Below are 20,983 nucleotides of genomic sequence, written 5' to 3'. Positions count from 1 at the left end.
CCACAGTGAAAACCCTGGACGACCTGATCGCCGAGGGTGTGGCGGGTCGGCGCGTGCTCGTGCGCGCCGACCTCAACGTCCCCCTCGACGGCGACACCATCACCGACGACGGCCGGATCAAGGCCGCCCTGCCGACGCTGCGCGCGCTCACCGGCGCGGGCGCCAAGGTCGTGGTGGCCGCGCACCTGGGCCGCCCCAAGGGCACCCCGGACAAGAAGTACTCGCTGGCCCCGGTCGCCGCGCGGCTGGCCGACCTGCTCGGCAGCACGGTCGTGCTGGCCGCCGACGTGGTCGGCGAGTCGGCGAAGGCCGAGGTCGCCAAGCTGCCCGACGGCGGGGTGCTGCTGCTGGAGAACGTCCGCTTCGAACCGGGCGAGACCAGCAAGGACGAGGCCGAGCGCGGCGCGCTCGCCGACGCCTACGCGGTGCTGGCGGACGTGTTCGTCTCCGACGGCTTCGGCGTGGTGCACCGCGAGCAGGCCTCGGTCTACGACGTCGCCACCCGGCTCCCCGCCTACGCGGGCGGTCTGGTGCTGGCCGAGGTCGAGGTGCTCAAGCAGCTCACCGGTGAGCCCCGCCGCCCGTACGTGGTGGCGCTGGGCGGGTCGAAGGTGTCGGACAAGCTGGCCGTGATCGAGTCGCTGCTGCCCAAGGTGGACGCGATCCTCGTCGGCGGCGGCATGTGCTTCACCTTCCTGGCCGCCGAGGGCCTCGGCGTCGGCGACTCGCTGCTGGAAGCCGACATGATCGACACCTGCAAGAAGCTGCTGGCCGAGCACCCCGGCAAGGTGCTGCTGCCCGCCGACGTGGTCATCGCCGACGACTTCTCCGCCGAGGCGAACACCCAGACCGTGCTCGCGGCCAACATCCGCGAGGGGTGGAAGGGCCTGGACATCGGCCCGATCACCGTCGAGCGGTACTCCGACGTCATCGCGGGCGCGGGCACCGTGTTCTGGAACGGCCCGATGGGCGTGTTCGAGCTGGCCCCGTTCGCCGAGGGCACCCGCGGCGTGGCCAAGGCCATCGTCGACTCCCCGGCCTACTCGGTCGTCGGCGGCGGCGACTCGGCGGCCGCGGTGCGGCTGCTGGGCCTGCCCGAGGACGGCTTCTCGCACATCTCGACCGGCGGCGGCGCGTCGCTGGAGTACCTGGAGGGCAAGGAACTCCCCGGCGTCGCTGTGCTGGAGGCGTGATGGCCAGGCAGGTCCTCATCGCGGGCAACTGGAAGATGAACCTCAACCACCTCGAGGCCATCGCCCTGGTGCAGAAGATCGCGTTCTCGCTGCCGGAGAAGTACTACGCGAAGGTGGAGGTGGCCGTGCTGCCGCCGTTCACCGACATCCGCTCCATCCAGACCATGGTGGACGGCGACAAGCTCCTGCTGCGCTACGGCGCCCAGGACGTGTCGAGGTACGACTCCGGCGCCTACACCGGCGAGGTCTCCGGCCCCATGCTGGCCAAGCTGGGCTGCTCGTACGTGACGGTCGGGCACTCCGAGCGCCGCGAGTACCACGGCGAGACCGACGAACTGGTCAACGCCAAGGTCAAGGCGGCCCTCAAGCACGGCATCGCCCCGATCCTGTGCCTGGGCGAGCGCCTGGAGGTCCGCGAGGCGGGCGGCCACGTCGACCACTGCACCGAGCAGTTGGTGGCCGGGCTCAAGGGCCTCAAGGCCGACGCGGTGTCCAAGGTCGTGGTGGCCTACGAACCGGTGTGGGCCATCGGCACCGGCAAGGTCGCCACCGCCACCGACGCCCAGGAGGTCTGCAAGGCCCTGCGCGGCAAGCTCGCCGAGAAGTACGGCGACGAGGTCGCCTCGGCCGTGCGCGTCCTCTACGGCGGTTCGGTGAAGTCGGGCAGCATCGGCGAACTGGTCGCCCAGGAGGACATCGACGGCGCCCTCGTCGGCGGCGCCAGCCTCCAGGCGGACGAGTTCACCAAGCTCTGCGCCCTGGCGGCGGGCGGCCCGCTGCCGTAGTCGGGGTTCGGTCGTCAGGGGCGCCGGGGGATTCCCCCGGCGCCCCTGCGCCTTTCAGGGGACCCGGTGGGCGGCGGCGCCGTTGTGCAGGAAGCGGGCGCGGCCGTGCCCGTCGGAGCCGACCAGGGACAGGACCTGGTGGGCGCCCGCCCGGGGTTCGGCGGTGATGATCGAGCTGTCGCCGAGGCGGACGACCTCGAAGCGGTCCTCGGACTTGCCGAGGAAGGACCTGGCGAGGTCGTTGCGCGGGCGCTGGACCAGGAACGCGCGGTCGCCGTCGGTGGTGAGGGTGGTGTCGTACAGGGTGGTGCGGTAGGTGCCGCACATGCGGTCGGCGTCGATCGGGGTGGGGTCCGCGGGTGGCACCGGCGGTGGTGTCGTCTCGACGCCCGCGAGGTCCCCGAGCGCCGCGCTGAGGATGTCGTGGGCCAGCGGCTCGCCGCGCGTGCTGTTGGTCAGCACGGCCACCGCCACCCCGGCCGAGGGGGCGACGCGCAGGAAAGCCTTCTGCCCCTTGGAAACCCCGGTGTGCCCGACGACGCCGTCGCGGTGGAGCATCCAGCCGAGCCCCCAGCCGAGGATGCCGCCGCCGAAGTCCGGGACGGAGTCGAGCTGGGGTTCGCGCAGCACCGCAAGAGCCGGGTCGGTCAGGTGCAGGCGGACGAACTCCATCAGCTCCCGCGCGCTCATCGCGAGGTAGGACCCGCTGGCCGCGGCGTAGTAGGACACCGCCCACGTCGTCGTGGGCACGAGTTCCCCACCCACCTCGACGTGGCCGACGGCGGCGCGGTGCAGGATCGCCTCCTCCGCGTCGGTGGCAACGGTGCGCAGCCCCAGCGGTCTCACCAGGCGTTCGCGGAGCACGTCGTGGAACGGCTTGCCGCGCAACACCTCCACCAGCCTGCCGAGCACCGCGAACCCGCTGTTGGAGTAGGAGAAGACGGTACCCGGCGAGAAAGGGTGCACCGCGTCGGCCAGGGTGGCGACGAACTTCTCAACCGCGTCGTCGTTGCGGCCGGTGTCGATGAAGTGGTTGCCGTCGACGCCGCCGGTGTGGGTGAGCAGGTGACGGGCGGTCAGCGACCCGGTCGCGCCCGGGTCGCTCAGCCGGAAGCCGGGGATGTAGTCGCGAAGGGCGCGGTCGAGGTCCAGGACACCGTCGTCCACCAACTGCTGGATGAGCGTGGCCGTCCAGACCTTGGTGATCGACCCGATCTTGAACACCGAGTCGGCCGTCACCTCGACCCGCGTGCGCAGGCTCAACACGCCCGCGGCCTCGTCCCGGATCTCCCCGCCCGCCAGCACGGCCACCTGCGCGCCCGGCACGTCGTACTCCGCGATCAGCTCGCTCAGATCCCACCCCATCCCGCCAGCCTAGAGGTGAGCCGGCAACACATCCCGAGCCCGCCACGCCCGGTGCAGCAGCGTCAGCCCGTTCGCCGACAGCCGGGGGTCCAGGCGGCGGATCGCCTCGGCCGTGAACGGGATGTGCCTGCCACCCCGCCCGACAACCCGCCCCTCGTCGTTGACCGCCACCATCCCCGCGAACAACCGGTCGAACACCGGGGCGTCGAGCACGGCCACGGTGAGCTGCTGCACCCCCGAGTTCCAGCGGCTCCACCACCAGCCCGAAGTGCCACAGCCGCAGGCCCCCGCCCGCCCGGGGGGTGATCCCGGTGAGCCGTTAGCTCAGCCGGTTCTCCAGCTTGCGTCCGCGTGCCCCGGGCGCCTGCCGGACCCGCAACCACTCTGCTTGCTCAACAGCCATTCGCTTACCTGCTGGTGTCTTGCCCCGGTGGGCGGGCCGGGAGCCCGCCCACCACGGCGTCAGAAGGGCGTGGCGGTGACCGTCATCGTCCTGGGGGCGCCGTCTTCGATGTACGGGGCGTGTTCGCACACGTCGTCGAAGGCGAAGCCGTAGGCCTTTCTGTCCACTGTGTTCTTGTGCATGATCCGCGAGTAGTGGTTGCACTGGGCGATCCGGTAGTACGACCCGGCGTCGGTGACGGGTTGCTGTGGGGTGTTGAGCAGGATGCCCCGGTTGAGTCCGGCGCCCAGTACCGCCGCCACCGGGCCGGTGACCCCGTCGTTGGGGGCGGCGAGGGTGCCGTCGCAGAACAGGACGTCGCGCGTGGAGGGCTTGGCGAACGCGCGCACCCCCCGGTCGAACACGAACAGGTCGCCCTGGACGCGGCCGGTGAACGTGGTGTTGTTGGCGTTGACCACCATGTTCTGGCCTCGATAGCGGGACCAGACCTCGTCGATGTGGCCTGCCAGGTAACCACCGGAGAAGCGGCCCGCGTTCAGGCCGTGGCCGGGGGCGATGACCCGGAGGTCGTCGATCACCAGGTTCGAGAAGCCCGACTGGGCGCGCATGGACTGGAACACCCGGGATCGGCCGCCCGCGACGAGCCGTCCGGCGGACTGGGTGCGGTTGCCCACGAGGTCGATGCTCATCGGCACCGACAGCATGTCGACCATCGTGGTGTTGCAGTGCATCCCGGAGCCGTCGTAGGTGAACTCCACGCAGTCGTGCAGGACGCGGTAGTTCGGGTCGGTGCTGACCCAGCCCGCCGGGTACGCCAGGGCGTCGCCGGGGTTGGCGCGGAACTTGAGCTTGTCGCCGACCGACAGGTAGATCCGGCCGGACATGCCCTGCGGCAGGGGGATGGTGCGGCTGCCGTTGACCGCGATCGCGTAGTCGGTGTAGCCGTCGCCGCCGTTGTCGGCGGTGGAGACCGGGACCAGGGCGCCGTCGGCGGTGACTCGGGACTGCCTGCCGGTGGCGAGGTTGGTGCCGACGACGTAGGCCCACAGGGTCTTGCCCGCGTGGGCGCCGGTGCTGTTGACCAGGGTCAGGGCGAGGGACGCGCGGGGCGTGGCGGACGCGAGCGCGGAGCCCGTGAACGGTGCGGTGGCGGCTGCGGCGGCGAGGCCGCCGAGGAGGGTCCTCCGGGTGATCATCGGCCGACTCCCTTGTTGGACGACGGGGTGCGGGGGTGGGTCGAGTATCGGCCCGGTTTGTTCTGAAACACAACAAATTCGCCCGAATGGTCCAGACCAACCCGGTACTGCACGTGCGTCCGCACGAGCTTCGGCGCCTGCGGCAAAAGGGCGGCGGAACTGCGGGACTTCCGTTGTGGGGCGGTGGTCGAACTCGGCGCGGTCACCAGGTAGCCTGTGTTCTCCACCGTCTCGACAGCGAGGATGAAATGACTGCTGTTCTGATCCTGCAGATCGCGCTCATCGTCACCAGCCTGCTGCTGATCCTGCTGGTGCTGCTGCATCGCGGTCGGGGTGGCGGCCTCTCCTCGCTGTTCGGGGGTGGGATGCAGTCGAGCCTCTCCGGTTCGAGCGTCGTCGAGAAGAACCTGGACCGGATCACCCTGTTCGTGGGCTCGATCTGGATCATCTGCGTCGTCGGCCTCGGGCTGCTGGTCAAGGTTTCCTGAGTGCGCCCCCACCATGGGGGCGTTTCGTTTTCCGTGATCCGGCGTGGGCATGGCGCCGGGTCGAATCACGCGGTGGGGGTGTGAACATCAATGGCCGGTGGCAACGCGATCCGGGGCACCCGGGTCGGTGCTGGTCCGATGGGTGAGTCCGAGCGCGGTGAGTCGGCACCCCGTCAGCGGGTGTCCTACTGGTGCGCGAACGGGCACGAGTCCCGTCCCTCGTTCGCCCTGGAAGCCGAGCGGCCCGAGTCGTGGGACTGCCCACGGTGCGGTCTCCCCGGCGGGCTGGACGAGCAGGCGCCGCCCAAGGCGCCGCGCAACGAGCCCTACAAGACGCACCTGGCGTACGTGAAGGAACGCCGCTCCGACGAGGACGGCGAGGCCATCCTCGCCGAAGCCCTCGCCAAGCTGCGCGCCAAGCGCGAGCTGTAGGCGACACGCGCCAGACCCCGCCCCGGAACCCCGGGAGCGGGGTCTCGTGCGTTCCGGCCCCGCTCAGCCGACCAGGGGGTAGGTGGCGCGGACGCGGAAACCGCCCTCGGCGGTGGGGCCCGCGTCGAAGGTGCCGCCGAGCAGGGTGGCCCGCTCGCGCAGCCCCAGCAGGCCGTGCCCGCCCGAGGGCAGCCCCGGGCCGCGGCGGCGCCGGGGGCGGTCGTTGTGCACCTCGACCAGCAGCGCCTCGCCCGAGGTGCGCACCCGGACCGAGGCGCGCGAGCCCGACGCGTGCTTGCGGACGTTGGTCAGCGCCTCCTGCACCGTCCGGTACGCCGCCCGCGAGACCGGCCCGGGCAGTTGCTCCGGTGAGGCGTCGATGGCGACGTTGATCTTGACGTCGTCGTTGTCGACCAGGTCGCCGACCTCCTCCAGGCCCGGCTGGGCGTCCACCTCGTCCCCGCCGGAGCGCAGCACGCCGACCAGCTCGCGCAGCTCCTCCAGGGTGCGGGTGCTCAGCACGCGGATGGTCTCGGCGCCCTCGCGGGCCTCGTCGTCCCTGGCCCCGACCTGCAGCGCGCCCGCCTGCATGGCGATCAGCGTGACCTGGTGCGACACCACGTCGTGCATCTCCCTGGCCAGCTTCGCCCGCTCCGCCGAGCGCACCGTCGCCGCGTACAGCCGCTTCTCCCGCTCCCGGCTGCGGTCGAGCTGCCGGATGCGGGCGAACAGCTCCGAGCGCATGGTCAGCAGCAACCCGATCGCCAGCGGCATCCCGGCCACGATCACCCCGTAGATGGCGTCGAGGATGTGCTCGCGCCAGGTCGTGGCGACGAAGTCCGCCCACGGCCACACCACGAACCGCGACACCCAGACCAGCGCCGCGCCGACCCAGGTGCGCCAGCGGGCCTTGTCCAGCCTGGCCAGCGAGCCCAGCGCGATCATGGCCGCGAGCTGGGCCCAGCCGTAGAAGAAGCCGGGGATGGCGACGAGCAGCGCCACGAACGGCACGTGCCTGCGCAGCAGCATCGCGGGCACCGCCAGCCAGGACAGCCAGATCGACCACGGCGGCGCGTCCGGCGGGATCACCAGCCACACGTCCAGCGCCGCGACGACCATCGCCAGCAGGTCGCCGAGCAGGCCGCGCAGCACGCGGTTGACCCGCAGCGCGGCGGGCCAGCGCGGCCAGCGCAGCGCCACCCTGGGCAGCAGGTCGGCGGAACCGGGCTCGCCGCGCTGTTCGGCGGGGCCGAAGGCGTCCGGGGTGACCGCGTGCGCGACCAGGGCCGCACCTCCTCGTTCGGCGGTGGTCCCGGGGGTGTCCCGGTCCACTGTGCTCTCGGTGCCCGTCCCGGTGTCGGTGTGCTGTCCGCGCAGCTCAGACCGGTCGTGGGCGCCCGCGCGCTGCTCGGGCACCGGTTCGGGGGCGGTAGCATCACGGCCGCCCCGGGCAGGTCCGCTCTGTCGCTGTGGCATGGCTCGCCCTCCCTGCGGCGCGACGTGCTGCACGGTCGTCACCCATCAAGACAGAGAAGGCAGGCCGGGGGACGTCGGGTTACAAACAACTGTGCGTCAGCAAATCCACAGTTGCCGTTCAGCGGGAGGGGCTCGGTGCGCACCCTGGTCGTCGACAACCACGACTCGTTCACGCACAACCTGGTGCAGGCGCTGGCCGTCCTCGACGGGGTGCGGCCGACGGTCCTGCGCCACGACGAGCCGTGGGACCCGGCCCGGCTCGCCGACTTCGACAACGTCGTCGTCGGTCCCGGCCCCGGGCACCCCGGCACCCCGCGCGACCTGGGCCTGAGCCGGGCGGTGCTGGAGCTGGCCCGGCAGCCGCTGCTCGGCGTGTGCCTGGGCCACCAGGGCCTGTGCCTGCTCGCGGGGGCGCGGGTGGGACCGGCGCCGGAGGTGCGCCACGGCAGGCTCTCCGCCGTGCGCCACGACGGCCGCGACCTGTTCGCGGGCATCCCGTCGCCGACCGAGGTGGTGCGCTACCACTCGCTGTCCGTCCACGACGTGCCCGCCGACCTGGAGGCCACCGCCTGGAGCGACGACGGGGTGCTGATGGGCGTGCGGCACCGGCACCGCCCCGCCTGGGGCGTGCAGTTCCACCCGGAGTCGATCTGCACCGAGCACGGGCCCGAGCTGCTGGCCAACTTCCACCGCCTGTCCCTGGCCTGGCGCGAGGAGCACCCGAGGGAGACCGCCGTCGCGGTGACGCGCCCGCAGCCGCCGCCCGCGCCCGCACCGCTGCGGGTGGTGGTCGAGCGGCTGACGCTGCCGGTCACCGCCGAGGAGGTCTTCGCCGAGCTGTACCGCGACTCCCCGCACGCGTTCTGGCTCGACAGCGCGGCGGGCGGCGGCTTCTCCTTCCTCGGCGACGCGAGCGGCCCCCTGGCCAGGACCGCCGCGGCCGACGTCGGCACCGGCCTGGTCCGCGTCACCGGCGCGGACGGCCGGGTCGAGGTGGTGGCGGGCCCCTTCTTCGACTGGCTCGACCGCGACCTGGCCGCGCACCGCGCGCACGCCCCGGACCTGCCGTTCGGCTTCGCCCTCGGCTGGGTCGGCCACCTCGGCTACGAGCTGAAGGCCGAGTGCGGCGGCGCCCGCGCCCACCCCGCCCGCGACCCGGACGCCCAGCTCGTCTTCGCCGACCGGGCCGTGGCCGTCGACCACGGCACCGGCGAGCTGCACCTGCTGGCCTTCGCCGGGGACGAGCGGTGGCAGACCGACACCGCCGCCCGCCTCACCGCCCTGGCCCGCCGCCCCCGCGCGGCCGGGCCGGGGGGCACCGGGCTGGTCCCGACCGGGCCGCTGACCGCCCGGCACGACCGGGCCGCCTACCTGGCCCGCATCGCCGAGTGCCACGCCGCGATCGACCGCGGCGAGAGCTACGAGGTGTGCCTGACCAACCAGCTCACCGCCGCCGCCGACACCGACGTGTGGACCGCCTACCGGCACCTGCGCCGGGCCAGCCCGGCCCCGTTCGGCGCGCTGCTGCGGTTCGGGCCGCTGTCGGTGCTGAGCACGTCGCCGGAGCGGTTCCTGTCGATCACCGCCGCCGGGGCGGTGGAGTCGCGCCCGATCAAGGGCACCCGCCCGCGCGGGGCCACCCCCGAGGCCGACGCCGCCCTGCGGGCGGAGCTGGCCGCCTCGGAGAAGGACCGGGCCGAGAACCTGATGATCGTGGACCTGGTGCGCAACGACCTGGGGGTCACCGCCGAGACGGGGTCGGTGAGCGTGCCCGGCCTGTTCGAGGTGGAGACGTACGCGACCGTCCACCAGTTGGTCAGCACGGTGCGCGCCCGGCTGGCCCCGGACCGGTCCCCGGTGGACTGCGTGCGCGCGGCGTTCCCGGGCGGCTCGATGACCGGGGCGCCCAAGGAGCGCACGATGGAGATCCTCGACCGGCTCGAAGGCGGCCCGCGGGGGGTCTACTCCGGGGCCATCGGCTACTTCGCCACCACCGGCGCGGTGGACCTCAGCGTGGTGATCCGCACGCTGGTGGTCCGCCCGGGGGAGGTGTCCTTCGGCGTCGGCGGCGCGGTCACCGCCCTGTCGGACCCGGACGCTGAGTTCGAGGAGACCGCGGTCAAGGCCACCACCATGCTCGACCTGCTCGGCACGGCCTTCCCCGGCCGGGTGCCCGCCCCGTGACCCCCGCGGGTTAGGGCAGTGCGGCGGGCAGCCCGAACGCGGCGAAGTGGGCCGCGCCGATGAACGAGGTGACCTCGGCGATCCGGTCGCCGCGCAGGGTCAGCACGTTGATCGCCCAGGCCGTGTGCTCCGCGGCGGTGTCGTCGCGCAGGTAGGCGGCCACCGCGGCCTGCCCGTTGGCCGTGACCGGGACGTGCCGCCAGGAACCGCAGGTGCTCAGCGGGACGCGCGTGGCGAAGTCCACCACCGCGTCCAGCCCCCGGTACCAGTGCGGCAGCGGCGGCATCGACCACGTGACGTCCTCGGTCAGCAGCGCCACCAGGGCGTCGGCGTCGCCGCGCTCCAGGGCGGTGGCGTACCCGGTGACGACCTCGCGCAGCCGCGCGTCGCCGATCATCCGCAGGGTCCGCTGCTGGCTGGGCACCGGGACCCGCTCGGCCACGACCCTGCGGGCCCGTTGCAGCGCGGAGTTCACCGAGGCGGTGGAGGTGTCCATGACCTCGGCGATCTCGGCGGCGGAGAAGCCGAGCACCTCGAACAGCAGCAGCGCCGCCCGCTGGTTGGCGGGCAGGTGCTGCACCGCGGCGACGAACGCCAGCTCCACGGTCTCGCGCTGCTCGTAGGCCGCCCCCGGCTGCTCGGCGAACGGCTCCAACCAGGCGACGTCGGTCAGCGGGATGTCGCCGAGGACGGCGTGGGTGCTCGACGGCCCCAGGTCCACCGGCAGGGCGCGGCGACCGCGCGACCGCGCGGTGTCCAGGCAGGTGCGCGTCGCCACGGTGTACAACCAGGACCGCAGCGTGCCCCGGCCGGTGAACCCGGGGAGCCCGCGCCAGGCCCGGACCAGCGCGTCCTGCAAGGCGTCCTCGGCGTCGTGGGTGGAGCCCAGCATCCGGTAGCAGTGCGCGTGCAGCTCGCGGCGCAGCGGTTCGACGAGGCGGGTGAACGCGGTGTCGTCGCCGTCGCGGGCGCGCGCCAGGTCGTCGGAGTGCAGCAGGTCGCCCATGGCCGATGATTCTGCCCGACCGGGCCGGTCACACCCGGTGCACAGCAGGTTTCCCAGGAGGCTCACATGAACGGCACCACCACCGTGACCGGCTCGACACTGCGCGTACCCGACGGCGAGCTGTACTTCGAGCGCCGAGGCTCCGGCCCGCTGGTCGTCCTGGTCGGCGCCCCGATGGACGCCCACCCGTTCGCCGGGCTCGCCGACCTGCTCGCCCCCGACCACACGATTCTCACCACCGACCCGCGCGGCATCAACCGCAGCCGCCTGGACGACCCCGAGCGGGACTCCACCCCCGAGCAGCGCGCCGACGACCTCGCCCGCCTCATCCGCCACGCCGACGCCGGTCCCGCCGTGGTGCTGGGCTCCAGCGGCGGCGCGGTCAGCGCGCTGGCGCTGGCCCAGGCCGAACCGGGGCTGTGCCGGGTGGTGATCGCGCACGAGCCCCCGCTCACCCGCCTCCTCGACGACCACGAGGACCTGCGCGCCAAGACCGAGGACATCATCGCCACGCACCGGGCGGGCGACCCGCTCGCCGCGGGCCGCAAGTTCCTGGCCCTGGCCAACCTGGACCTGCCGGAGGAGTTCATCCTGGAGATGTTCGGCAGTTCCCGCACCCCGCAGGAGGTCGCGGACGCCGACTACCAGAACAACCACATGCTGCGCCCCACCACCGCCTGGTTCCCCGACCTCGACGCCCTGCGGGCGAGCCCGGTCCGCCTGCTCGTCGGTCTCGGCGAGGACTCCACCGGTGAACTCTGCGAGCGCACCTCCGTGGCGCTGGCCGCCGCCCTGTCCACGACCCCGACGTACTTCCCCGGCGGGCACGTGGGCTTCGCCGAGGACCCGACCGCCTTCGCCGCCCGGCTGCGCGAGGTCATCGCGGGCTGATCCACCACCCGTGGTGCCGCCGGGGGAGCGGCACCACGGGCGGTCCACCGGTTGACTGCCGCAACGTGCAGGCGCTGGGTTTCCTGCTCATCGGTCTCCCGGCGGGCGTGTGGTGCGACCGCGTGCGCCGCAAACCGGTCCTGATCACGGCGGACCTCGTCAGCGCCGTGGTCCTCGGGTCCATCCCGGTGGCCGCGCTCGCGGGCGCGCTGACGCTGCCGCACCTTTGCCTGGCGGTTTTCCTCGCGGGCCTGTGCGGCGTCTTCTTCGACGTCGCGCACCAGTCGTACCTGCCGTCCCTGGTGGGCCGCGACCAGGTGGTTGACGGCAACGCCAAACTGGAGGCCAGCCGCACGGTCGCGTCGGTCGTGGGCCCATCGGCGGCGGGCGGGCTGGTCCAGTGGCTCACCGCGCCCCTCGCCCTGGCGGTCGACGCGCTGAGCTTCCTATGGTCGGCGGCGTGGCTGTCGAGGATCGAGGTGGTCGAACCGGCACGGCCCGAACGGGCCCGGTCCAGCCTCCGCCGCGACCTCGCCGAGGGCGTGTCGTTCGTCTGGCGGCACGCCACCCTGCGCACCATCACCCTCAACGCCATGACCACGGTCCTGTTCCTGGCCGCGCGCAACGCCCTGGTCGTCGTGTTCCTGGTGCGCGACCTCGGCCAGTCCGCTGGGGCGGTCGGGCTGCTGCTGTCCGCGGGCGGGGTCGGGGCCGTGGCGGGGGCGTTCCTGGTGGCGCGCGTGGCCCGCCGCTTCGGGCAGGTCCGCGCGATGCTCGAGTCCGCCGTCCTCGGCGCCGCCTCGGGGCTGCTGATCCCGTTGACCACGTCCGGTCCCGGGCTGGTCGTGTTCGCGGTGGGCTCGTTCGCGGGCTCGTTCGGCGTGGTGGTCTACAACGTCATCCAGGTCAGCTTCCGGCAGCGGCTGTGCCCCGACCACCTGCTGGGTCGCATGAACGCCACCGTGCGGTTCCTCGTGTGGGGGGTCATCCCGCTCGCCGGGCTCCTCGGTGGCGCGCTCGCCACCGCGACCGGGCTGCGCGCGGCGCTGTGGACCACCGCTGTCGGCGGGCTGCCGGCGCCGCTGTGGCTGTTCTGCTCGCCACTGCGCTCCCTGCGCGACTTCCCCGCCGTGGAACCGGAGGCCGCGCGGGCCTGACAGCGCGGGGTTCAGTGCGGGGCGTTGAGGATGCCGTCGAGCAGGCCGGGGTAGAGGGCATCGAGGTCGTCGCGGCGCAGGGTGGTGATGCGGGCGGTGCCCTCGGGGCGGACCCGGACCACACCCGCCTCGCGCAGCGCGCGGATGTGGTGGGTGCGGGTCGACTTGCTGATCGGCAGGTCGATGCTGCCGCACGGGGTGCCCTCGGGCAGCGTGGACAGCTCGCGCACGATCATCAACCGTATCGGGTCGGCCAGCGCGTGCAGCACGGCCTCGATCCGGATGTCGGCCCGCTCCGGGTGCGGCAACTCCTCGGTCACCCGTCCATGATACGAAATACATCGTAGTTCGACCAGTGACGTACTACGATCCCCGTCGTACCAAGTTCGGATCGACCAGCCGTCCCCCGGGAGTGCCATGTCCGCCCGCATCCACCTGCTCGCCGTCGGTGCCTTCACCGTCGGCTCCAGCGGGTACATCGTCTCCGGCGTGCTGCCCGCCGTGAGCCGCGAACTCGACGTCTCCACCGCCACCGCGGGCCAACTGGTGACCGTGTTCGCCATCGCCTACGCCATCGCGTCCCCGCTGCTGGCCACCGCCACCGGCCGCTGGGAGCGGCGCACCCTGCTGGTCGCCGCCCTGGGCCTGACCGCACTGGGCAACCTGCTCGCCGCGCTCGCCCCGAACTACGCGCTGCTGCTCGTCGCCCGGGTCGTCAGCGCGCTCGGCGCGGCGGTGTTCACACCCGTCGCCACGAACGTCGCCACCGTCCTGTCCCCGCCGGACCACCGCGGCCGCGCGGTCGCCACCGTGTTCGGCGGGCTCACCTTCGCCCTGATCATCGGTGTGCCCGCGGGCAGCCTGCTCGGCGACCCGATCGGCTACCGCGGGGTGTTCGCCCTGGTCGCGGGCGTGTCCGCGCTGGCGGCGGCGGCCACCTGGATCGGCATGCCCCGGGTGGCGGCGCCCCCGCACGTGCCGATCCGCGCCCGCCTGGCCGCCGCGGCCGACCCGCGCGCGCAGCTCGTGCTCGGCATGACGGTGGCGGGCTGCCTCGCGGCGTTCGCCGTGTTCACCTTCATCGCCCCGCTGCTCGCGGCCACCGCGGGCGTCAGCGGCACCACCCTCAGCGTGCTGCTGCTCGTCTACGGCCTCGGCGGTGCGGTCGGCAACACCCTCAGCGGCAGGCTCACCGACCGCTTCGGCAGCAGGCGCCCGCTGCTGGTCGTGTTCACCGCCTTCACCGTCGTGCTCGCGACACTGCCCCTCACCGCCACGACCGTCGTGGGGGCGGGGATCGCGCTGTTCGCGTGGGGCCTGGTGACCTGGTCGGTGAACCCGCCGATCCAGAACTGGCTGATCGAACTGTCCCCTTCGGACAGCGGACTGCTGCTGTCGGTCAACGCCTCCGCCGTCTACCTCGGCGTCGGCCTGTCCGGCCTGTTCGGCGGCTTCGTCATCGGCACGGCGGGCATCCTCGCCCTGGCCCCGATCGCCGCGATCGTCGGCGCGCTGGGCCTGGTGCTGCTGCTGTTGGCCGCCCGCGCGTCCCGCCGCGCGGAGGTGGTGGCGCCGCTCGAACCGGTGGCCGCCTGACCCCGCTCCCGGTCAGGCAGTCCCGTTCGCGGGCCTGCCGTCACCGCCGCCCGTGGGAACCGGCTCCGCGCTCGACGCCTCGACCGTCTCGGCCCCGTCGGGCGCGGAGCGGCGGCGCACCGCGGTGACGACGGCGACCACCGCGGCGCCGACCAGCGCCAGGAGGGTCACGTCGAACAGGTAGGCGGCGAGCCAGACGTGCTTGGCGACCTCGAAGTACCCGTCGCCGAGGATCGCGAGGGCGACCACACCCAGACCGATCAGGGCGGCGACGCCCGCGGTGCGGCACAGGACCGTGAGCGCCCGGTTCGTGCGGCGCAACAGCGCGAACACCCCCGCCAGCAGACCGAGGACCGCGACCGCCCACGGCTTCCACGGCAGCGCCACCGACGACAGCCACGCGCGCAGGCTCTCCCGGTCCGCGCCCTGGCTGCCCGCGACGGTGGGCTCCGGCGCTGTCCACACCATCCCCGGCAACCACTTCCGCGACGGCAGGTAGACGAGATCGCGGCTCTCGGTGGCCACCACGCCGACCGACAGCGCGGTCAGCGCCGCGCCGGGGTGAGCGGCGAGGACCTCCCACGCCCGGGTGCGGTACTCGCTGCCCTTGGCGATGATCTCGTCGGCGCCGGGTACACCGGCGGGACCGTTGGGGAAGTACGCGTTCCCGGCGTAGGACTGGGCCTCGGGGGTGAGTCCCAGTTCAGCGGTGGCGCCGGGGATCTCCTCGAGCACGACGGTGTAGACGAGGTTGAAGGTGTTGACACCCTTGTAGGAGCTGTCCTGCCAGGCCACGGTGGCGGTGAGCGGGCCGAACGCCGCCGCCACCACGGCGACGGCTGCGAGCGGCCCCACGACCCGGCCTGCCCAGCCGCGCGACCCGAACCGCAGCACCGCGCACAGCACGACCGCCGCGGCCAGCACCGGTGCGAACGACGGTTTCGCCGTTCCCGCCACCAGTCCGCCCGCGCCCATCAACACCAGCGCGACCGCCCGTTCCACCCGGTTCCCGGGGTCGGTGGTGAGCGCGACGGCCAGACCGCACAACACCGCGTAACCACCCACCAGCCCGGCGGGTTCGGCGAACATGGACACGAAGAACCGGGCGAAGTCGATGTTGAACAGCGGCACGGCGGCGGGCAGCAGCACCAGTGCCCACGCCGGACCGCGCTTGCTCAGCGCCCACGCCGCCACCCCGGTGACCACGGCCGCCGCGATCGCGTAGAGCCAGCCCAGGCGGGTGAGGGAGAACGGGTCTTCGCCCATCCCGGCGAGGCGCAGGGCCACCAGTGCCGACGACGGCTGCGGTACCCCGCAGGCGGGCCCGCGGACGAAGTCGATGGCCACGCCGCCGAGCCAGTTGGACCGCCCGGTGGGGGTGTCCGGGATCATCCCCGCGCCGCAGAACAGGCGGATGCCGTCGCCGTTGTCCCCGGCGCCGGAGGGGCTGTTCCCGAACAGGCCGAGGGTGAGGGCGATCCCGAACAGCATGACGACCGCGGCCGAGACCGCCACAGACAAACGTTGCACCGGTTCGAGAGTAGCCGGTCGATCACCGTCTCCGCCGTGGGCTCACCGGTTGACCGGTACGGCGGGCGACGTTCCGGGTCCGGTGGTCGCCCGCCTCTCGCCCACCTGGCCTGCCGCCACACGCACTCGGCGTGCCGGGGTGGAGTCGGCGGTGACGAACGGCAGGTCCGCGAGGCGACCGGAGGCGGGCGGCGTCGGAGCCGGAACACGGAGCGGGGGCCGGGGATGGCCCCCGGCCCCCGCTCCGCGCACACACTCAGTCCCGCTTCACCTCAGCGGCAGCTTCCTCATCGAGGAACCACACCGTCGCATCCCGCCCCCGGGCACCAGCAGCGGGAATCTCCACCTCCGAAACCCCCGCCAAAGCCTTCCCCACGGCCTCGGCCTTCGCCGCCCCGGTGGTCATCAACCACACCTGCGAAGCCGACCGCGCGGTCGACAGGGTCAGGCTGACCCGCGTCGGCGGCGGCTTCGGGCAGTCGCGCACCGCCACCACGACGTCCGTGGAGTGCACGGCGGGGGAGTCCGGGAACACCGACAGCGTGTGCCCCTCCTCGCCGACGCCGACCAGCAGCACGTCGAACTCCGGGGACCCGCCCAGCAGTTCCGCGTACGCGGCGGCGGCCGCGTCCGGGTCGTCGCCGAACCTGCCGTCGGAGGGGGCCATCGGGTGGACCCTGGTCTGGTCGACCGGGACGTGGTCGAGCAGGGCCGCGCGGGCCTGGGTCTCGTTGCGCTCCGGGTTGCCCGCGGGCAGGAAGCGCTCGTCGCCCCAGTATATGTCCACAGTGGACCAGTCCACCGCGGACGCCGCCGTGCGGACGGCCTCCAGGACGGCGATCCCGGTGCGACCGCCGGTCAGCACCAGCGACGCCGAGCCCTTCGCGGCCTGGGCGGCGGCCACCGCGGACAGCAGCCGGGTCGCGACCGTGGCCGCGAGGTCCTTGGCGTCGGGGAAGACGACGACCTCGTTCCCGCCGGTCACGACGACGCCTTCGCCTTGGCGCGGGTGGTCGTCGCGCGCCGCGGGGTCGCCTTCGCCTTGGCCGCGTCGCCGGTCTTCGCCTTGGACTGCGAGACCTGGTGGGCCCGCGCCGCCGACGGCTTCGGGTCGGCGGCGGGAGCCTCCGCGGCCCGCTCCGGGGCCGGTCGGGTGCGCGCCGACGCCCGGGCCCGGACGATCCTGGTCAGCCCCTTGAGGGTGTCCTCGTAGATCTCGTCCGGGTCCAGCCTGCGCAGTTCCTCGGCCAGGCAGTCGCGCACCTCGCGGCGCTGCAGCGCCACCCGGCGGGCGGGCTGCCCCGGCTGGGTCAGCGTGCCGACCTTGCCGTCCGGGCGGGTCAGCTCGATCGAGCCGGACTTGCGCTCCAGCACCACCGAGACGATGCCCTCGCCGTCGGTGGCCTTGACCCGCTTCACCGGCACCCGCAGCGTGTGCGCCAGCCAGCCCGCGAGCAGGTCGGTCGACGGCGAGTCGCCCTCGCCGGTGACCGCGGCGGCGGTGACCTTCTCGAACGGCGGCAGGTCCATCGACGCCGCCAGCACCGCCCGCCACAGGGTCAGCCGGGTCCAGGCCAGGTCGGTGTCGCCGTCGGAGTAGTACCGCTGGCGCACCTCCAGGGCCTTGATCGGGTTCTTGTCGGTGGCCGAGTCGGTGATCCGCCGCTGCGCCAGCCGCCCGATCGGGTCCTCGGCGGGCTTGGCGGGCGCCTCGAACGGCCACCACGCCACCACCGGGGCGTCCGGGAGCAGCATCGGGATCACGCAGCTCGCGCCCTCGTCGGCCAGCGCGCCGTAGAGCCGCAGCACGATGACCTCCGAGGCACCCGCGTCGCCGCCGACGCGGATCTGCGCGTCCAACCGGGCCGCGGCCCGCTTGGCGCCGCGGGCCACCACGATCACCCGGCACGGGTGCTCGCGGCTGGCGTCGTTGGCCGCGTCGATCGCGTCCTCGGTGCGCTCGCCGTCGTCGGTGACGATGACCAGGGTCAGCACCCGGCCCAGCGTTGTCGCCCCGCCCAGCTCGCGCACGTGCAGGAGCTTGGAGTTGATCTGGGCGGTCGTCGTCGAGGGAAGGTCTACGATCACGGTCGCCTCCAGTGCCTGCCGTCGCGGGCCAACATCTTGTCCGCGGAGTCCGGTCCCCACGTGCCTGCGGGGTAGCTGTCCGGCTTGCCCGCCGACTTCCAGTGCTTGAGCACCGGCTCCAGGATCTCCCAGGACAGCTCGACCTCCTTGTTCACCGGGAACAGGGAGGGCTCGCCGAGCAGCACGTCGAGGATCAGCCGCTCGTAGGCCTCCGGGGAGGCCTCGGTGAACGCGTGCCCGTAGGAGAAGTCCATCGACACGTCGCGCACCTCCATCGAGTTGCCCGGCACCTTGGAGCCGAACCGCAGGGTCATGCCCTCGTCCGGCTGCACCCGCACCACCAGGGCGTTCTGCCCCAGCTCCTCGGTCGCGGTGGCGTCGAAGGGCAGGTGCGGGGCGCGCTTGAAGACCACCGCGATCTCGGTGACCCGGCGGCCCAGGCGCTTGCCGGTGCGCAGGTAGAACGGCACCCCAGCCCAGCGCCGGGTGTTGACCTCCAGGGTGATGGCCGCGTAGGTCTCGGTGGTGGAGTCCTTGGAGAACCCCTCCTCCTGCAACAGCCCCGGGACCTTCTGCCCGCCCTGCCAGCCGCCCGCGTACTGCCCGCGCGCGGTGGTGTCGCCGAACGGCCCGACCGGCTTGGTCGCCTCCAGCACCTTGATCTTCTCGGTGCGCAGCGCGCCCGGCCGGAAGGAGACCGGCTCCTCCATGGCGGTGAGCGCCAGCAGTTGCAGCAGGTGGTTCTGGATCACGTCGCGGGCCGCGCCGATGCCGTCGTAGTAGCCCGCGCGCCCGCCCAGGCCGATGTCCTCGGCCATGGTGATCTGCACGTGGTCGACGTAGTTGGCGTTCCAGATCGGCTCGAAGAGCTGGTTGGCGAAGCGCAGCGCCAGCAGGTTCTGCACCGTCTCCTTGCCGAGGTAGTGGTCGATGCGGAACACCGACTCCTCGGGGAAGACCGCGTTGACCACCTTGTTGAGCTGGTGGGCGCTGGCCAGGTCGTGGCCGAACGGCTTCTCGATGACGACCCGGCGCCACTCCTCCGGGTTGTTCGCCTTCGCCAGGCCGGAGCGGGCGAGCTGCTTGGTCACCACCGGGAACGCCCCCGGCGGGATCGACAGGTAGAACGCGTGGTTGCCGCTGGTGCCGCGCAGCTCGTCGAGTTCCTTCACGGTGGCGGCGAGCTTGTCGAACGCCGCGTCGTCGTCGAAGGAGCCCTGCACGAACCGGAAGCCCTCGGCGAGGCGGTCCCAGACCGCCTCGCGGAACGGGGTGCGGGCGTGCTTCTTGACCGCCTCGTACACGACCTGGCCGAAGTCCTGGTCGGCCCAGTCGCGGCGGGCGAAGCCGACGAGCGAGAAGCCCGGCGGCAGCAGGCCGCGGTTGGCCAGGTCGTAGATCGCGGGCATCAGCTTCTTGCGCGACAGGTCACCGGTCACACCGAAGATCACCAGGCCGCACGGCCCGGCGATCCGCGGCAGCCGCTTGTCCCGCTCGTCGCGCAGCGGGTTGTTCCACGTCCGCTGGCTCACCCGCGCACCTCCGCCAGCGCCGCGACGAGGTGCGCCAGGCCCGCGGCCCGGTCGGTGAAGTGCAGCCGCAGCACCGGCCTGCCGTGCTCGACGAGCACCTGCCCGTCGCCGAGGGCCTGCGCCTGCTGGAGCACGCCGAGGGTGTACGGGCGGTCGGGGACCTCCAGGTCCTGCTCCACCGCGCCGGTGACCTGCAGGAAGACACCGTTCTGGTGCCCGCCCTTGTGGTACTGCCCGGTGGAGTGCAGGAACCGCGGACCCCACCCGAAGGTGGTCTGCAGCCCGGACTTGCGGGCGACCTCGGTGCGCAGCAGCACCGCCGAGGCGTCGTCGAGCCGGTCCAGGTAGGCCTGCACCGACACGTACCCGTGTTCGGGCGCGGCGGACAGCAGCGCGTGCACGGCGGCGGCGACGGTGGTCGTGCCCTCCGGCAGCAGGCCCTCGGAGGCGTGCACCTCGATCGGGCCGTCGACCAGGGCGGGCTCGTCGGCCTGCTCGTCGCCGGTGGAGTCCAGCAGGGCGCGGGCGGCCTTCTTCGCCGCCTCCACGTCCGGCTGGTCGAACGGGTTGATGCCCAGCAGCCTGCCCGCGACCGCGGTGGCGTACTCCCACAGCAGCATCAGGCCGCCGAGGCTGCCCTCGGTGGCGATCCGCGCCGCACCGGCGGCCGGGCCGATCGCCACGGCGGTGGCGTCGGAGCCCGCGTCGTGGAAGCCCGCGGCGTCCGGGCCGTCGACGACGACCGGCAGCAGGCCGGTGCCGTTCTTGCCGGTGGACTCGGCCACCAGTTGCTCGGCCCAGTCGCCGAAGCCCTTCACCGCGGACCCGGTGTCGGCCAGCACGACCTTCTCCGCGCCGCGCGCGTGCGCCGCGGCCAGCGCCGCGCCCAGCACCAGGCCGGGGTTGTCGGGGGAGTCCACCGACAGCTTCTGCGCCGCGGCGGCGGCCTCGTCGAGCAGCCCGGCCACGTCCGCGCCCGCCAGCCCGGCGGGCACCAGCCCGAACGCGGTCAGCGCCGAGTACCGGCCGCCCACGTGCGGGTCGGCCTGGAAGACCCGGCGGTACCCGGCCGCCACCGACGACTCCTCCAGCGGGGAGCCGGGGTCGGTGACGACCACGATCCGGCTCGCCGCGTCGATGCCCTCGTCGGTGAACGCCTTCTCGAAGATCCGGCGGTGGCTGTCGGTCTCCACTGTGGACCCAGACTTCGACGACACCACGATGACCGTGCGCGACAGCTCACCGGCCAGCGCGTCGGCCACCTGGCCGGGGTCGGTGGTGTCGAGCACGACCAGCGGTACACCCGCCGTGCCCGTGATGACCTCGGGGGCCAGCGACGACCCGCCCATGCCCGCCAGCACGACCCGGTCGACGCCCTCCGCGCGCAGTTCCGCGCGGAGGGCGTCGATCTCGGCCAGCAGGGGGCGGGAGGAGTCGTGCAGCGTCGTCCAGGACAGCCGGATGGCCGCCTCGGACTCCGCCTCAGGACCCCACAGCGTGGGGTCCTGCGCGGTGAGCTTGGACGCCACCTGGTCGGTGACCAGCCCAGCCACCAACGGCGTCGCCTCCTCGGCGAGCCGCTGGTCGAGCAGGGTTACTGCGACATCTCCGGGGTGCTCTGCCATGTGTGGCGTCAGCCCTCTCCCTGATTCCTCTTGTTC

Annotated in this window: 19 protein-coding genes; 8 read left to right on the top strand and 11 right to left on the bottom strand. The window is 73.1% G+C overall.

Annotated elements, in window-relative coordinates; translation table 11 throughout:
- Positions 1 to 5: 5 nt before the first annotated feature.
- Together DFQ13_RS24575 and tpiA are read left to right on the top strand one after the other, a co-directional pair.
- Positions 6 to 1,193, top strand: a complete 1,188-nt coding sequence (locus tag DFQ13_RS24575; protein ID WP_110081512.1) for a phosphoglycerate kinase — start codon at positions 6 to 8, stop codon at positions 1,191 to 1,193.
- Positions 1,193 to 1,978: a triose-phosphate isomerase gene (tpiA, locus tag DFQ13_RS24570; protein WP_035287672.1), complete on the top strand. Its 786-nt coding sequence runs from the start codon at positions 1,193 to 1,195 to the stop codon at positions 1,976 to 1,978. Before DFQ13_RS24575 ends, tpiA begins: the two co-directional genes overlap by 1 nt.
- 54 nt (positions 1,979 to 2,032) lie before the next feature.
- Here tpiA and DFQ13_RS24565 read toward each other — a convergent pair whose 3' ends face one another.
- From DFQ13_RS24565 to DFQ13_RS24555, 3 genes are all read right to left on the bottom strand, one after another.
- Positions 2,033 to 3,343, bottom strand: a complete 1,311-nt coding sequence (locus DFQ13_RS24565; protein WP_110081511.1) for a serine hydrolase domain-containing protein — start codon at positions 3,341 to 3,343, stop codon at positions 2,033 to 2,035.
- Positions 3,344 to 3,352: 9 nt separating this feature from the next.
- Positions 3,353 to 3,577: a hypothetical protein gene (locus DFQ13_RS24560; protein ID WP_035287674.1), complete on the bottom strand. Its 225-nt coding sequence runs from the start codon at positions 3,575 to 3,577 to the stop codon at positions 3,353 to 3,355.
- 228 nt (positions 3,578 to 3,805) lie between these two features.
- A complete protein-coding gene (locus tag DFQ13_RS24555; RefSeq protein WP_110081510.1) occupies positions 3,806 to 4,942 on the bottom strand; it encodes a beta-1,3-glucanase family protein in 1,137 nt (378 codons plus the stop codon).
- A 248-nt stretch (positions 4,943 to 5,190) separates the two neighbouring features.
- Here DFQ13_RS24555 and secG point away from each other — a divergent pair, with 248 nt between their 5' ends.
- Together secG and DFQ13_RS24545 are read left to right on the top strand one after the other, a co-directional pair.
- Positions 5,191 to 5,430 (top strand): preprotein translocase subunit SecG, encoded by a 240-nt coding sequence (secG, locus tag DFQ13_RS24550; protein WP_035287676.1) that lies wholly within the window; start codon positions 5,191 to 5,193, stop codon positions 5,428 to 5,430.
- Positions 5,431 to 5,520: 90 nt separating this feature from the next.
- On the top strand, positions 5,521 to 5,862 hold the full coding sequence (locus tag DFQ13_RS24545; RefSeq protein WP_035287678.1) for an RNA polymerase-binding protein RbpA: 342 nt from the start codon (positions 5,521 to 5,523) through the stop codon (positions 5,860 to 5,862).
- 63 nt (positions 5,863 to 5,925) lie between these two features.
- Here DFQ13_RS24545 and DFQ13_RS24540 read toward each other — a convergent pair whose 3' ends face one another.
- Positions 5,926 to 7,338: a sensor histidine kinase gene (locus tag DFQ13_RS24540; protein WP_233438560.1), complete on the bottom strand. Its 1,413-nt coding sequence runs from the start codon at positions 7,336 to 7,338 to the stop codon at positions 5,926 to 5,928.
- A gap of 135 nt (positions 7,339 to 7,473) precedes the next feature.
- Here DFQ13_RS24540 and pabB point away from each other — a divergent pair, with 135 nt between their 5' ends.
- Positions 7,474 to 9,522: an aminodeoxychorismate synthase component I gene (pabB, locus tag DFQ13_RS24535; protein WP_110081509.1), complete on the top strand. Its 2,049-nt coding sequence runs from the start codon at positions 7,474 to 7,476 to the stop codon at positions 9,520 to 9,522.
- A gap of 10 nt (positions 9,523 to 9,532) precedes the next feature.
- Here pabB and DFQ13_RS24530 read toward each other — a convergent pair whose 3' ends face one another.
- Positions 9,533 to 10,528: a sigma-70 family RNA polymerase sigma factor gene (locus tag DFQ13_RS24530; protein WP_110081508.1), complete on the bottom strand. Its 996-nt coding sequence runs from the start codon at positions 10,526 to 10,528 to the stop codon at positions 9,533 to 9,535.
- Between the two features lie 66 nt (positions 10,529 to 10,594).
- On the opposite strand from DFQ13_RS24530, the gene DFQ13_RS24525 reads away from it, so the two are divergent.
- Both DFQ13_RS24525 and DFQ13_RS24520 read left to right on the top strand, forming a co-directional pair.
- On the top strand, positions 10,595 to 11,419 hold the full coding sequence (locus DFQ13_RS24525; RefSeq protein ID WP_110081507.1) for an alpha/beta fold hydrolase: 825 nt from the start codon (positions 10,595 to 10,597) through the stop codon (positions 11,417 to 11,419).
- Between the two features lie 65 nt (positions 11,420 to 11,484).
- The gene (locus DFQ13_RS24520; RefSeq protein ID WP_181400135.1) at positions 11,485 to 12,576 is read left to right on the top strand and encodes an MFS transporter; all 1,092 of its coding nucleotides are present in this window, start codon (positions 11,485 to 11,487) and stop codon (positions 12,574 to 12,576) included.
- A gap of 11 nt (positions 12,577 to 12,587) precedes the next feature.
- Here the strand turns inward: DFQ13_RS24520 and DFQ13_RS24515 are convergent, their stop codons facing one another.
- Positions 12,588 to 12,896, bottom strand: a complete 309-nt coding sequence (locus tag DFQ13_RS24515) for an ArsR/SmtB family transcription factor (RefSeq protein WP_233427851.1) — start codon at positions 12,894 to 12,896, stop codon at positions 12,588 to 12,590.
- A 97-nt stretch (positions 12,897 to 12,993) separates the two neighbouring features.
- Here DFQ13_RS24515 and DFQ13_RS24510 point away from each other — a divergent pair, with 97 nt between their 5' ends.
- Entirely contained in the window at positions 12,994 to 14,172 is a 1,179-nt protein-coding gene (locus DFQ13_RS24510) for an MFS transporter (RefSeq protein ID WP_035287683.1), read from the top strand.
- 12 nt (positions 14,173 to 14,184) lie between these two features.
- Here DFQ13_RS24510 and wsfD read toward each other — a convergent pair whose 3' ends face one another.
- From wsfD to DFQ13_RS24485, 5 genes are all read right to left on the bottom strand, one after another.
- Positions 14,185 to 15,702, bottom strand: coding sequence for a glycan biosynthesis hexose transferase WsfD (gene wsfD / locus DFQ13_RS24505; RefSeq protein ID WP_146241348.1), 1,518 nt, complete (start codon positions 15,700 to 15,702; stop codon positions 14,185 to 14,187).
- A 256-nt stretch (positions 15,703 to 15,958) separates the two neighbouring features.
- Positions 15,959 to 16,687 (bottom strand): 6-phosphogluconolactonase, encoded by a 729-nt coding sequence (pgl, locus tag DFQ13_RS24500; protein WP_035287687.1) that lies wholly within the window; start codon positions 16,685 to 16,687, stop codon positions 15,959 to 15,961.
- Positions 16,684 to 17,790 (bottom strand): glucose-6-phosphate dehydrogenase assembly protein OpcA, encoded by a 1,107-nt coding sequence (opcA, locus tag DFQ13_RS24495; protein ID WP_110081504.1) that lies wholly within the window; start codon positions 17,788 to 17,790, stop codon positions 16,684 to 16,686. Before opcA ends, pgl begins: the two co-directional genes overlap by 4 nt.
- Positions 17,787 to 19,322, bottom strand: coding sequence for a glucose-6-phosphate dehydrogenase (gene zwf / locus DFQ13_RS24490; RefSeq protein WP_035287691.1), 1,536 nt, complete (start codon positions 19,320 to 19,322; stop codon positions 17,787 to 17,789). The genes opcA and zwf overlap by 4 nt, the downstream gene beginning before the upstream one ends.
- Positions 19,319 to 20,947 carry a glucose-6-phosphate isomerase gene (locus DFQ13_RS24485; RefSeq protein WP_110081503.1) on the bottom strand — a complete coding sequence of 543 codons (1,629 nt, stop codon included), beginning with the start codon at positions 20,945 to 20,947 and terminating at the stop codon, positions 19,319 to 19,321. Before DFQ13_RS24485 ends, zwf begins: the two co-directional genes overlap by 4 nt.
- Positions 20,948 to 20,983 lie beyond the last annotated feature (36 nt).

Origin of the sequence: Actinokineospora spheciospongiae (assembly GCF_003182415.1) — a bacterium.
GTDB classification, from domain to species: domain Bacteria; phylum Actinomycetota; class Actinomycetes; order Mycobacteriales; family Pseudonocardiaceae; genus Actinokineospora; species Actinokineospora spheciospongiae.
Note: the sequence above shows the minus strand (reverse complement) of the source record. Positions and strands in the feature narration are given on the sequence as shown.